Genomic DNA, 13,043 nt, shown 5'->3' on the forward strand with positions numbered 1-13,043 from the left:
ATGCAATCATCAAGACCAGGACCCGTCATCCTCATTCTCGCAACAGCCATTGCGCTGTTCCTGCTCATGCCGCTGATCGCGGTGGTGCCGGTTTCATTCACGCCGGCTCGCTTCCTTTCGATGCCCTCCGGCACGCTGTCCCTGCGCCACTATCAGGCGCTGATCGACAACCCGCAGTGGGGGCAAAGCATATTGCTGAGCCTGCGCATCGGCATTCTGTCGAGCGCCATCGCCACCAGCCTGGCCACGCTGTTTGGTCTCGGCATCTGGATGTTCCAGCCGAGATTTTCGGCTCTTATGATCGGCTTCGTTCTGCTTCCGCTGGTGGTCCCCCCGGTCGTCTCGGCCATGACGCTCTACTTCCTGATGACCGCCCTTTCCTCCGTCAACAACTGGATCGGCTACGATACCTGGCTTGGGGTAGCGCTTGCACATGCCGTGATGATCACGCCTTTCGCCGTCGTTCTCATCCTCGTTGCGCTTTATCAGGTTGATAGGCGCATCGATCTTGCCGCACGGGGTCTGGGGGCAAATCTTGCCACACGAGCTCTAAAAATCATCATCCCGAACATAAAGTTCGGCATTGCCACGGCAGCGCTCCTATCGTTCGTCCTCTCCTGGGAAGAGATCGGCGTCACCCTGTTCATCACCAGCGTCAATGCGATAACCCTGCCCCGCTTGATGTGGATGGGACTGCGCGACAATATCGATCCTGCTATTGCTGCGATCTCCGTCGTCCTTATCATCGTGACGGCCGTTATCCTCGGCATCCGCATTTTCATTGAACGGCGGGGAGCAGCGCAACAGCAATGACCAGAGACGACATCGCCAGGCACCTCCGTTCGATCGTCGGACCGAATGGTGTGAAGGAGGCCGACGCACTGCGCCTTGTCCATCCTGGGTCCGATGCGCGCAATCTCGATGCCGGGCTGATGGTTACACCGGCGACTACGCAACAAGTCGCCGACATTCTCCGTTTCTGCAATGACCACCGCATAGCCGTCGTGCCCCACGGCGGACGCACCGGACTCGCCGGCGGTGCAGTGTCGAGTGAGGGCGAGGTCATTCTCTCGCTTGCCGGGTTGAACCGCATTGAATCTCTTTCCGCTTCCGCAGCGACAGCCATCGTTGAAGCCGGCGTGACACTGCATGCACTGCAGGAGGCCGCCGCAAGGGAAGGCCTGTCCACGGGTATTGATATCGCCTCGCGCGGCAGCGCCACGATTGGCGGCATGATTGCAACCAATGCCGGCGGCATGGAGGCCTTCCGCCATGGTGTAATGCGCCAGCGTATTCTGGGACTTGAAGTCGTGCTGGCTGATGGCTCGATCATGCGTGACATGAGCGAGGTCAGCAAATGCAACGAGGGCTACGATCTGAAGCAGATATTCATCGGCGCCGAGGGGACGCTCGGCGTTGTTACGCGAGCGGTGGTGAAGTTGACGGCCGCCGACGCTTTTACAGCGACCGCACTAGTCGCCTGTCCGTCCGCCACCGATGCCGTTACCCTGTTCCAGGCGCTGCAGCGTGACCGCGGTATCCATTTGCTTCGCGCAGAATTCATGGCGCACGACTACTTCCATCTGGCGTCGCAGAGCCTCGGCCCCGCATCGCTTGCCGCCTTTACGCAAGCGCCGGCCTACCTCATTCTCGAAACGGACGATCCGGACCAGCCTACGGCCCGATCGAGGCTGGAGGAGGCACTCGGCCTTGCGATTGAACGCGGGCAGGTGGTCGATGCGATCATTGCTCAAAGCGAGAAAGAGCGGAACGCAATCTGGAATATTCGCGAAGACAGCAGCGTGATCGACCGTAACTGCCCCTATTGTCATTGGTTCGATATTTCCGTGCCGCTCGGTACGCTCGAAACATGGCTGCAACAGTTCAATGGCGGGATTGCCGCTCTCGGCAGCGAATTTCGCGGGTTCGCCTTTGGTCATCTTGGCGACGGCAATCTCCATATCGGCGTCGCCGGCGAAACCGCCTGGCCCGACAAGGAGCGCGCCAAGGCGATCATCTATGCCAATCTCCGCAAGATGGGGGGATCCTTCTCGGCCGAACATGGTATCGGCCTCGAAAAGCGACCTGAACTGATATCCGAAGGCGATCCGGTCAAGCTGAGCCTGATGCGCATGGTCAAGCAGGCGCTTGATCCGAACGGCATCATGAACCCCAGCAAGGTGATAGGCTGAGCGCCAATCACTCCTGACATTTCAGTTGAATCTCCTATTGGCCTCGACGGGTTTAGGTATAAAATAGCTCCATGGATGATATCCAGCCACTGTTCGGTGTGCTGCGCCAGTCGGTCCAACCGGACATCGTCGACAAGATCGAGCGGCTTGTACGTGAAGCTCCCGACCGGAAGCTTTGTCGCGTCAATGCGCTCGCCTTTGCCGCCAGTGAAAGACTGGATGAAGAGGAAACGATCAACGCCTTTCTGCATGCTGCCCACCTTGGCATCTTCGAGATGTCATGGAACGTTTTGTGTCCGGGCTGCGGCGGGGTGCTTGATGCGAATACCTCGCTGAAGACGGTCCAGAGCGAAGAATATACCTGCGCACTCTGTGCCGCAGGCTACGAGCCGACGCTGGACGAAATGGTTGAGGTGACATTCACAGTCAGCCCGCGCGTGCGCCATATCGAGGCACACGATCCACATCGGCTGCCCACGCTCGAATACTTTCGTCAGATCTATTGGGGCTCCGGTATTGAACTGCCCGAGGACGATTTCGAAGCCAAAGTGGACGGTTTCATGCTCGAAGAGCTTGAACTGCCACCGGGCGGAAAGGCAGTAATCTCCCTGCAATTGCCGGCGGACTTCGTCATCGTCTTCGAGCCGGTAACACACGCCGCCCAGTTTCTCGACGTCAAGGGTGAGCCGACGAAGGAGCGTCAGAGCCTCTCGCTCATCTTCGATCGCACGCATCGCCACCACGAAACGCTTACCCTTCGCCCTGGCCCGTTGCGCATTGCACTGGAAAATCACACCGACGTTCGCGTCCTGCCATCGGTTTGCATAGCCAACGAGGCGCTGCATAATTTGCTCGGCCGTCGGCGGCCATTCCTTACCGCAAAGCGGCTGCTCACCAACCAGACATTCCGCGATATTTACCGCACCGACACGATCGACGTGGATCAGAGACTAAAAATCACCAGCCTCACCTTCCTTTTCACCGATCTGCGCGGCTCGACCGAACTCTACGATAGGGTCGGCGACCTTGCAGCGTTTGACCTCGTGCGCATGCATTTCGGCATTCTCAACGATATTGTGAGCTCTGAGGCGGGCGCAGTCGTCAAAACCATCGGAGACGCGGTGATGGCGACCTTCCCGACCCCCGACCGGGCCGTTCTTGCGGCCATGCGGATGCGCGAAGCGATGCTGAAGCTGAACGGCGAGCGCGGCAGCGAGGATCTCCTGTTGAAGATCGGCATCCACGAAGGACCGTGCATCGCCGTGAACCTCAACGAGCGGCAGGACTATTTCGGCCAGACGGTGAACATCGCCTCGCGCGTCCAGCACCTTGCGACGTCGCGGGAGATATTCGCCACCGGCTCCGTCCTTGACGATCCGCGCGCCTCCGACCTGCTAGTCCGGCACGGCCTGAAGCCGATGTCGCAGAGCGTGACGCTGCGCGGGATCACCGATGAGATCAGCGTTTATACGATTCCGTGAGCGGCGATCCGCGCGGCGTCTGCACAACTTCGTGAAAAATGTGGTCCCGATAATGATCGTGATTGGACTTCAAAGCGTGACAGAGTCAGGCTGGCTGGTGGGCTAAGACCGGGATTTTGGGCGGACCAACTATCGTTGATATAGGAGGCCAGAATGAAACATCTCGCTCTTGAACAATTGCAGGTCCTTGAAAAAACTGATCCCGACTACCCGCGCCAGATTCTGTCGCGCAATGAGCGTATCGAGCGCTGGGCTGAACTCCTGGAGCGCAACCCCGCACGGCGGCTTACGACACTATATCAGACCGAGTTCCAATCGGCCGGGACCCGCGATGCGATGCGCGCTGATGGTTCTGCTCTGACGGTGGCGTTCGAGGATTCCTATCTGCGGGGATCAGGCCTCTCCGACGATAGCTATGGCGAAGCCAAGCGCTTCTTCGAACTCAACGACCATCAACTCCACAGAATGGTCTGCTATTGTCATTTCGGCGCCAATGTAAGCGCTGGGACGACCGCCCGATACGTGCGCAGGTTCCTGCCCTCGCAAGGCAAGGGCATGATGGGCTGGCTCCGGCAGTTGTTTGCAGTTTAGTTTATAGGACAAGCGCGCAAACGCCATGTTGCGTCCTCGGGCGAACGCGTTGGCGCGCCTCTATGCCGGCAGTAGGCGAAAGAAAAGCGCAGGATCAACATCCTGCGCTCCACTCCTAGAGTTCAAGTTCGCGGCGTAGCGCCTCCAGCCGTTCCATGGCTATCACACCGTCATGGATCGTCGGCGCCGGCGTTGATGCCCCGCCGAGCCCCGGCACGACGTCAGCAAGCAGAGAGTAGTAGCCTTTGGGGTCCTCATTGGCTGCTGCCGTGAAATTCGGCTTCCAGGTCAGGGTGTCGACATCGTCCGCAAGCGTGGCGTTGGGATCGTCCACCTTGAAGGGTGGATTACGGTTCCACCGTACTTCTATGACATCGTCCACTTCGAGCCGCTGGTGATCGCTCATCAGTTCGATGCGCTCGACCGGCGTTCCGCGCGACTGGATCGTACCCATGGCAATATTGCCGATCGCGCCGCAGTCGAATTCGAAGCCGACGTGGAAGAGGACCCGGCCCGGCGTCTTTTCGACTTTCCGGGCGGATAGCGTGCGCACGGGCGAGACAAAGAACGATACAAGGTCCATGTAGTGCACGCAGTGATGCAGGAAGAAGCCTGTATAGTCGACATTGCCGGTAAAATAGCCGGGCGCCGTCATGTAATAGCCGGTGAGGCCGAGCACCGGGCCAAACCGACCCGACTTGATGATGTTGTGGGCGATCTTGTTGCCGACGGAATAGCGCTTCATGAAGCCGACGAACAATGGTTTGCCCGATCGCTCCGACGCCGCGCGCAATTCCCGCGCGCCTTCAGCCGTACCCGAAGGCGGCTTTTCCATGAAGACGGAAAGTCCACGCTCAAGTGCGAGCTTGCCAAAACGCAAATGCTGATCTGGTCCTACCGCCATGCCGATAGCGTCGATACCCGGCGTGCGGATAAGCTCCTCGGCATCGCTGGTCAATCGCGAAACGCCAAACTGTCGTCCGGCATCGGCAAGCCGCTTGCCGTCGATATCGCACAGCGCAACGATTTCAACATCGTGGCGCACGAGTTGGGGTAGAAGCATCTGGGTTGCGTGAATGCCGCAACCGATCCAGCCGATTTTCAAGGTCATCGCCGATATTCCGTCAAGGTGAGATGGGATTTGATAAAGGCAGCGCTGGCCGCGAGCCGTTCGCTTTCATCCTCGTGCGGCGCGCGCCATTGCGCGAACGGTACGCCGAAACGGTCGTCATTGCGCCGGAACGGTTCGAGCGATACCGGACCCTTGTAGGCGATCTCGTGCAACGCGCGACCGACAGCGACCCAATCGGTCGAACCTGTCCCCGGAAAGCCGCGGTGGTTTTCATTCGCCTGGAAATGAACGAGACGGTCACCGCCAAGCCGGATCGCCTCGGCAATCGATGCCTCTTCCATATGCATGTGGAACGTATCGAGCATCAGCTTGATCGCCGGATGATCAACCGCATCGAGAAGCTCGTTTGCCTGTTGTGTCGTACACAAAACGTCGCTCTCAAAGCGGTTGAGCGGCTCGACGGCAAGAACGACGCCCGCCTTGGCTGCGTGGTCGCCGGCTTCTTTGAGGCCGACGACGCAGCGCTCCTTGCGCTTCAAACGCTCGTCCTCGGAGACGGGCGCAGGCGGCCTACCGGCGAAGACCAGGGGATTGCCGGTCAACGGTCCGCCGACGATCGTCGCACCGAGCGCGTTTGCGCAATCGGCCGTATAGCGCAGATAATCGATGCCGGCACGATGCGCGTCCTTGTCGTCCGACGAAAGGTTGCGCTGGAGATTAACCCGCGCGGCAAGGACGACGCCAAGCCCTGCATCTTCAAGCGCACGCCGTGCGGCGGCAAGATCGATCTCGCCTGGTTCCGGCACCAGAAGTTCGACGAAATCATAGCCGAGTTCGCGCATCTGCCTGAAGAGGTGGAAGTGCTCGGCGGTAAACGGCCGCGCATATTGCATGGAGATCAATCCGATGGGATTCATCGCTGTTCCTTTTTTGATTGGCATGTTCATCCCTTCACTGCGCCTTGGGTCAGGCCGCCGATAAGCCGGCGTTGGACGAGAAGGAAAAGTATGGTTGCGGGCAATGCGCCGACGACCCCGCCGGCGGCAAGTAGTCCCCACTCGATCTGGTATTCGCCGATGAGCGTCTGGATTGCTACCGTGACCGGGCGGACATTTCGGCCGCCGAGGGTCAAGGCATAAAGATATTCGTTCCAGGCGGTGATGAAGATATAGATGCCGGTCGAGATAATCCCGGGCATGGCGAGCGGCAGCACGACGCGGCGCAGGGCCTGAAGTCGTGAGCAGCCGTCCATCATCGCCGCCTCATCGAGGCTGCGCGGTATTGCGGCGATGTAGCTCGTAAGCATCCACACGGCAAAGGGGATCGCCACGGTGGAATTGGCCAGGATCAAGCCGATATGGGTATCGAGGATGCCGATCTTCCGGAACAGTACGAACAGCGGCAGGATCAGGAGGACGATCGGGAACATGTTGACGAGCAGGAACTGCAGCATGATGATCTTGCGCCCCGGGAACCGGAAGCGCGACAGGGCATAGGCTGCCGTAACCGATACGACGAGGCCAAGTATCACCGTTCCGCCTGCGATGATCAGGCTGTGCAGCATATTGCCTAGGAACGAGGTCTGTTCGAGCAGGCGTATATAATTGTCGAGACTCCAGCCGGCGGGCGACAGTGAAACGCCGGAAGCCGATAACTGCGCGGTCGGGGTCAGCGACGTCAGGATCATCCAGGCAAAGGGTCCGATGGCAAGGAGGATGATGAGGACGACCGGAATATCGGTTGTGAGGATCCGTTTGAGAGTGGATGGCTTGTTCATCGTTCCACCTCCCGCATCGTGCGGACGATATAGACGGCGACGATCGCGCCGAGCAGGATGGTGAAGGTCACCGCAATGGCAGTGCCATAGCCGAAATCGAGATTCTGACGCGCCTTGATGAAGGCATAGAGCGGCAGCGTATGCGTCGCATAGCCCGGCCCTCCCCCAGTCATCACGAATATGACATCCATGGAATTCGCGACCCAGATGATGCGCAGCAACCCGGCGGTCGCAAGGACGGGAGCGATACCCGGCAGCGTGATGTGGATGAACTGACGCCAGCTGCTCGCCCCATCGATGGAAGCGGCCTCATACTGGCTTTGCGGAATGCCCTGCAGACCGGCGAGGATCATGACCGCGAAGAACGGGAAGCCTTGCCAGGTGAGCGTGGCTATCACGGCGTAGAGCGCGAGCTGCGGATCGGCAAGCCAGGGTACCGTCGAGTGAATGATCGACAGGTAAAGGAGTATGTCATTGAGAACCCCAGTCGTCGGATCGTAAATCCATCGCCACATAAGGGCGATCACGACGCTTGGCAGTGCCCAGGGGATGATGACCAGGGCGCGCGCGAGCCCGCGCCATGGAAAATCACGGTTGAGCAAGAGTGCCGCGATGAGGCCAAGGCCCATTTGCAGCGGCACAGTCAGGCCGATCCATATCGCTGTGTGACCAAGAGACGTCCAGAACACGGGATCACGCAGCAGCTTCACGTAGTTGCCGAATCCGACGAAGCGGGTGGCATTCGGCTTCCACAAGACGAGGTCATAGAAGCTGGTGACGAGCGCCTGCACCATTGGAAAGAACACGATGACGAGTGTCACCAGCACGGCTGGCGCCAGCAGGGCATAGGGCATAAGCCTGCTGCGCAGCGGACGGAGCTGTGCGGCCTCTGCTGGTGCAGATGATACAAGCGTTGACATGACTTACTTTCCGGCGTTCGTCGATCGGCCTCTTGCGAACCTTTCCGCGCTATTGCGCGAAAAGGGTCTCAAGCTGCTCCATCATCTGCTGCGAGGTGATCTGCCCCGTCAGCGCCTGCTGCATCGAGGTTTGCCAGGCGGTATTTACAAATTCGGCAGTGGCAGTGCTTTGCGGCAGGACATGCGCGAAGGGGAGAGACTGCACGGTGGCATCGACGAAGCGGCGTTCATGCAGCGTCCAATGTTCCGCACCGCTCTTCGTTACGGTCATCTGGCCGGTCGCCTTGTTGAAGGCCACGTTGTTCTCGCCTTCCGCAAGGAACGAGATCCACTTCCACGCGGCATCCTTGACTTGCGATCCGGAGAAGATGGCCAGCGATTCGTCGCCATAGGACGTCCACTGATTGCCGCCGCACTTCGGCACGGGGACAGCCGAGACCTTGTCACCCAGCGCCTTGACGAGATCGTTGGACGAGCCGATGTGGTGAATGGTCATTGCAGTCTTGCCGGCCTTGAAAGCCGCGACTATTTCCTGGAACCCGTCATTCGGCGCGGACGGCGGAATGACCTTGTCCTTCTGGAAGAGATCGATGAGCCACTGGTTGGCCGCCACAGCTTCCGGTTTGGTCAAGCCGCCCGGTTTCAGTTCAGCACCCTGCGAGAACACGAACGTTCCCCACTGGTCCCAGCCGCCCTTGCCGCCGCGCAGGCCAAATCCATAGGTGTCGGGGGACTTTGTGAGCTTCTGTGCAGCCGTGCGGAATTCCTCGCATGTGGTCGGCGGGTTCAGGCCGGCTTCCTTGAAGAGGTCGGCGCGGTAGTAGAGGTAAAGCACCACATACTGGATGGGCAAGTAGTACTGCTGTCCATCGGGGCCCTTGTTGAGTTCAAGCAGATTGTCGAGAAGGTCGGCCTTTCCCGGCCAGGCGTTGATGCGTTCGCCAAGCGGTTCGAGCGCACCCATTTCAGCAAGCCGCGGCTGGGCGAAGAGCTTGACCATGCCGGCATCGGGAGCATTACCCCCGACGAGCGATGTATAGAGATTGTCGTAATAGCTGTTCCACGGAACGTTTTCGGCCTCGATCTTGATATCGGGGTTTTTGGCCTCAAACTTCTGCACGAGATCCGACATCGGATTTTCCGGATTGTCGAAGTGATACCAGAAGCGCACGGTCTCGGCGGCGTTTGCGCTCCCCATGGCGAGACCTGCGACGAATGCGCAGCTGACGCTGAGTTTCTTGAAAATGCTCATTGTGTCCTCCACTGTTGTTCTTCGAAATTAACGACTGTTCCGGATCATCCGATGGGCGGCCTCACCGGCAGCCGCGAGCGCCTCCCGTGCCGCGGCCAATTCATTGGTGTTCTGCAAAAATCCATGCGTGACGCCCGGCACGATCGAAACGGGGCTATCCCGGCCAGCTGACTTCAGCCTGTCGGCGAGAAGCAGGGTGTCGGAGAGCAGCGGATCGATGCCGGCAGCCAAAAGATAAAGCGGCGGCAGGGCCTTCAGCGTGCGGTCGCTGGCGTGAAGCGGCGATGCCATCGGACCGCGGCGCAAATCCTCATCACGGCAGTACCAGTTCCAATAGCGCTGCATCTTGCCGCGCGTCAGTCCCGGGCCATCCGCGAATTGCTGATAGGAAGGCGTGGTGAAATCCGCGGCGTAGGTTCCGTAGAAGAGCAGCGCGCCCGCCGGGACCGCACGACCTGCTTCAAGTTCGTGAATCATGGCGGCAAGCGCGAGATTGGCGCCAGCAGAATCTCCCGAAACGAGCAGCGGCCCTTCTTCGACGCCGACTGCTGCCGTTGCCGGAAATGCGGCGCGCAGGCAAGCGACAACATCATGCAATCCATTCGGATAGGGATGCTCAGGGGCAAGGCGATAGTCGGGTACGAGCACAGGCAACCCTGTTTCAATAGCAAGGACCCGCGCGCATCGCTCATGGGTTTGCGGACTGCAGAACGCGAAACCCCCGCCATGGACGAAGAGCACTGCGCCGGGGCCCGCACCTTCCGGTATAAAGACCTTCATCCTGCAATCTGCCGGGCCAAGGTCGGAATTGGCTTCGACCATGACTTCCGCTGCTTTGGCGACCGGCGGAAGGTTCACGTTATTACGTTCGTTGATGCGCTCGGATTGCGCCCGCCCCTCCGCAGGTGCAAGCAAGCTCGGATCAGGGAGTGGCCCAAGTTCCGCCTCGACGCGTGACATGATCATGCGCATCTCCGCCGAAAGTTCACTCGGAAATTCGTTTGAGGTGCTCATTGCTCGGCATCCGGGAACAGTGTGGGACCGAAATCGACGATGGTCGCGATGTGATGGTGCAGTGTCTGCGTTGCCGCCGCCATGTCCCCCTCGCCGATCGCTTCGATGATCACGCGGTGACGCAGGGCAGTCGCCATGAGGTCGCGCGTTCCTATGCTTCGCGAAATCTTGAAGCGGTGATTGTGGACGAGGCAGCGGTGCAGGATCGGATCGAGCGCAGGCAGGTCGGCGTCGCGGAAAATGCGGCGATGGAAGTCGCGGTCTATTGCAGCGAGCTGCAATTCGTCGTCGGCCTTCGCCGCGTCAAGCATATCTTCGGCCATGTCCTGCAGGTCGGGTATGAGGCTGCGGCTCTTGTGCCGCATCACCCGGGCCATGCCGCTGCACTCGATCTGCTGGCGGACGCGAAACATCTCCACCGCTTCATCCACGGTGCAGGCGGAGACCTGCGTGCCACGATGACCCTGACGCCGTACAAGTCCCTCTTCCTGCAGTTGCAGGAGCGCTTCCCGTACGGTTCCCTGGCTGCACTGGAACCGCGCCGCCAGATCGAGTTCCGTCAAGGGTTCGCCTGCCCTGAGCTCGCCAAGCATGATGTCCCGTTTCAGCGAGGCAAACGCAACCGATGCCTTTGCGGCTAAAGGGCTCTGCGGCGTGCGAGCCAGACGGCGGGACAGGGAGTTGGACACTGCAAGCCCTTTCTTGTTGTTGCAGACGACGCGAAATATCATTATTGATATTGATATCGATAATGAACGTCAATAGAGATAATGGGACGGAGGAATTTTCACATGACAGCGATCAGCCTCGATAAGATCAAGAAGGTCTATGGCACCGTTCCAGTAATTCATGGCGTCGACATAACGATCGCGAGCGGCGAGTTTCTCGTGCTCGTCGGCCCCTCAGGCTGCGGCAAGTCCACGCTGTTGCGGATGATCGCCGGTCTCGAAGAGATCAGCGGCGGCGAACTGCGTATAGGTGACAAGGTGGTCAATGCGCTGCCGCCTTCAGACCGGGATATCGCCATGGTGTTCCAGGATTATGCGCTCTATCCGCACATGAGCGTCGAGGAAAACATGGCATTCGGCCTGAAGATGCGCAGCGAAGGAGCAAGCGAGATCAATACGCGCGTGTCGAGCGCCGCGGATATTCTCAAGCTTCAGGACTACCTCGCCCGGCGCCCGGCGCAGCTTTCCGGCGGCCAAAGGCAGCGCGTTGCCATGGGACGGGCGATCGTGCGGCGCCCGAAGGCATTCCTGTTTGACGAGCCGCTGTCCAATCTCGATGCGGCGCTGCGCGTCGAGATGCGCCTTGAGATCGCCAAGTTGCATCGGCAGATGCAGGCGACGACGGTATACGTCACCCACGACCAGGTCGAGGCAATGACCCTGGCCGATCGCATCGTCGTCATGAATGCCGGTCATGTCGAACAGATCGGCAAGCCGCTCGATCTCTACCGGAAACCCGCCAGCCTTTTCGTCGCCCGCTTCATCGGCAGCCCGACAATGAATACGCTAGCCGTCGATGTTTCAGAATCCGCCGGCGAAGACCTGGTTGTTCAGTTGCCTGCCGGGCGGGCAGCAATTGCGGTTCAAGATCGATCCACCAGGAACGCCAAAGCTGTTACCTTCGGTGTCCGACCCGAAGACCTGACGGTGTGCGAGCCGGACAATGCATGGTTTTCCGGCGAGTTGGTCGTCGTTGAACGCCTTGGCAGCCAGACGTTCGGCTATCTGGACGCCGGAACTGGAAAACTCATTACTGTGGAGTTTCCGCGCGTAGCCGAGGTCAATGTCGGCGACCGGATTTCGGTGAAGGGCGAGAGCGCCAAAGCTCACCTCTTTGACAGTCAAAACGGACAACGCCTGAATTGAGCGCGTTATCTGCTGGCATTCACCTGTTGATATGGACGGCCAGCACATGACCGCACCAGGCTGCGGCGAGCGACAATAAAACGACGGCACCAAGATAGAGCGCGCCGGTAACGATGCTCGCATCGAGCATGAGCAGGTAAGAATCGAGGCTCATCGCCGAAAACGTCGTGAAGCCCCCGCAAACCCCGCCCATGACGAAAAGGCGCCCCATCGCACCAACGGGCCACCGTCCCTCGGGACCGGTCGACGTGGCGAACAGCATTATGATGAACGAGCCTACGACATTGACGAAGGTGGTGGTCCAAAGCACGCTTTGACCCAGTCCATCGACGATGACGACGCCCGCCAGAAAGCGCAGCAGCGAGCCAATCGCGGCACCACAGCCGACTGCGAGATACATCCGACCGACGTTTGCTTTTTCCGTCATCCGAGCAAACTGCCTGACCATTCGACAAGACGAAAACCGAGAGCCACGGCGAAGAGGCACAGGAGAGACGAGCCGACGACATTGAATGCTGCACGACGCATCTCACCGCTGGCGGCAAGGTAGAGGCTTTGCAGGCAGAATGACGATACGGTCGTATAGCCGCCCAAGAGGCCGACAACCACAAAGTCGCGAAACAACAGGTCCGCAAGAAAACCGCTGGAGTTGCGTCCAAGCGCGGCGATAATCCCGATTACAAGCGCGCCGCTGACATTCACGACAAACGTTCCCCAGGGGAAATATTCATCGAATCTTCTGCCGACGAGCGTCGACAGATAGAGGCGCGAAATACCGCCGACAAACCCGCCGATGAGGACTAGGAGACAGGCTACAGGACTCATCTGGGCGGGTTCCGCGGTCGAAAGCAATAGTGACGTGATATTGGT

General features: G+C 59.4%; 14 protein-coding genes. 5 read left to right on the forward strand and 9 right to left on the reverse strand.

The genetic code is table 11. The features are described 5' to 3' along the window. The 4 genes from GF108_RS18285 to GF108_RS18300 all read left to right on the forward strand — a co-directional run bounded on the left by GF108_RS18285 (position 1) and on the right by GF108_RS18300 (position 4,264). Positions 1 to 813 carry an ABC transporter permease gene (locus GF108_RS18285; RefSeq protein WP_091950903.1) on the forward strand — a complete coding sequence of 271 codons (813 nt, stop codon included), beginning with the start codon at positions 1 to 3 and terminating at the stop codon, positions 811 to 813. After that, the gene (locus GF108_RS18290) at positions 810 to 2,192 is read left to right on the forward strand and encodes an FAD-binding oxidoreductase (RefSeq protein WP_153669734.1); all 1,383 of its coding nucleotides are present in this window, start codon (positions 810 to 812) and stop codon (positions 2,190 to 2,192) included. Before GF108_RS18285 ends, GF108_RS18290 begins: the two co-directional genes overlap by 4 nt. A 71-nt stretch (positions 2,193 to 2,263) precedes the next feature. Continuing rightward, a complete protein-coding gene (locus GF108_RS18295) occupies positions 2,264 to 3,673 on the forward strand; it encodes an adenylate/guanylate cyclase domain-containing protein (protein WP_153669736.1) in 1,410 nt (469 codons plus the stop codon). 153 nt (positions 3,674 to 3,826) lie between these two features. Then, on the forward strand, positions 3,827 to 4,264 hold the full coding sequence (locus GF108_RS18300) for a hypothetical protein (RefSeq protein ID WP_153669737.1): 438 nt from the start codon (positions 3,827 to 3,829) through the stop codon (positions 4,262 to 4,264). A 115-nt stretch (positions 4,265 to 4,379) separates the two neighbouring features. Here GF108_RS18300 and GF108_RS18305 read toward each other — a convergent pair whose 3' ends face one another. The 7 genes from GF108_RS18305 to GF108_RS18335 are packed head-to-tail and all read right to left on the reverse strand — an operon-like array spanning position 4,380 to position 11,030. After that, the gene (locus tag GF108_RS18305) at positions 4,380 to 5,375 is read right to left on the reverse strand and encodes a Gfo/Idh/MocA family protein (protein ID WP_091923188.1); all 996 of its coding nucleotides are present in this window, start codon (positions 5,373 to 5,375) and stop codon (positions 4,380 to 4,382) included. Next, positions 5,372 to 6,253, reverse strand: a complete 882-nt coding sequence (locus GF108_RS18310; RefSeq protein ID WP_027232088.1) for a sugar phosphate isomerase/epimerase family protein — start codon at positions 6,251 to 6,253, stop codon at positions 5,372 to 5,374. The genes GF108_RS18305 and GF108_RS18310 overlap by 4 nt, the downstream gene beginning before the upstream one ends. 26 nt (positions 6,254 to 6,279) lie before the next feature. Further along, complete coding sequence (locus GF108_RS18315; RefSeq protein ID WP_153669738.1) at positions 6,280 to 7,113, reverse strand: carbohydrate ABC transporter permease; 834 nt, start codon at positions 7,111 to 7,113, stop codon at positions 6,280 to 6,282. Further along, positions 7,110 to 8,033 (reverse strand): carbohydrate ABC transporter permease, encoded by a 924-nt coding sequence (locus GF108_RS18320; protein ID WP_091923190.1) that lies wholly within the window; start codon positions 8,031 to 8,033, stop codon positions 7,110 to 7,112. Before GF108_RS18320 ends, GF108_RS18315 begins: the two co-directional genes overlap by 4 nt. A 49-nt stretch (positions 8,034 to 8,082) precedes the next feature. Continuing rightward, positions 8,083 to 9,285: a sugar ABC transporter substrate-binding protein gene (locus GF108_RS18325; RefSeq protein WP_091923192.1), complete on the reverse strand. Its 1,203-nt coding sequence runs from the start codon at positions 9,283 to 9,285 to the stop codon at positions 8,083 to 8,085. A gap of 27 nt (positions 9,286 to 9,312) precedes the next feature. Continuing rightward, positions 9,313 to 10,299 (reverse strand): alpha/beta hydrolase, encoded by a 987-nt coding sequence (locus GF108_RS18330; RefSeq protein ID WP_153669739.1) that lies wholly within the window; start codon positions 10,297 to 10,299, stop codon positions 9,313 to 9,315. Beyond that, positions 10,296 to 11,030 (reverse strand): GntR family transcriptional regulator, encoded by a 735-nt coding sequence (locus GF108_RS18335; RefSeq protein WP_153669740.1) that lies wholly within the window; start codon positions 11,028 to 11,030, stop codon positions 10,296 to 10,298. The genes GF108_RS18330 and GF108_RS18335 overlap by 4 nt, the downstream gene beginning before the upstream one ends. Before the next feature lie 60 nt (positions 11,031 to 11,090). On the opposite strand from GF108_RS18335, the gene GF108_RS18340 reads away from it, so the two are divergent. Next, on the forward strand, positions 11,091 to 12,173 hold the full coding sequence (locus tag GF108_RS18340; RefSeq protein WP_153669741.1) for an ABC transporter ATP-binding protein: 1,083 nt from the start codon (positions 11,091 to 11,093) through the stop codon (positions 12,171 to 12,173). A 19-nt stretch (positions 12,174 to 12,192) separates the two neighbouring features. Here the strand turns inward: GF108_RS18340 and crcB (GF108_RS18345) are convergent, their stop codons facing one another. Further along, positions 12,193 to 12,600 carry a fluoride efflux transporter CrcB gene (gene crcB, locus GF108_RS18345; RefSeq protein ID WP_153669742.1) on the reverse strand — a complete coding sequence of 136 codons (408 nt, stop codon included), beginning with the start codon at positions 12,598 to 12,600 and terminating at the stop codon, positions 12,193 to 12,195. Continuing rightward, positions 12,597 to 12,998, reverse strand: a complete 402-nt coding sequence (gene crcB / locus GF108_RS18350; protein ID WP_153669743.1) for a fluoride efflux transporter CrcB — start codon at positions 12,996 to 12,998, stop codon at positions 12,597 to 12,599. The genes crcB (GF108_RS18345) and crcB (GF108_RS18350) overlap by 4 nt, the downstream gene beginning before the upstream one ends. Between the last annotated feature and the right edge of the window lie 45 nt (positions 12,999 to 13,043).

This window comes from Phyllobacterium sp. SYP-B3895 (assembly GCF_009647635.1).
GTDB lineage: Bacteria > Pseudomonadota > Alphaproteobacteria > Rhizobiales > Rhizobiaceae > Phyllobacterium > Phyllobacterium pellucidum.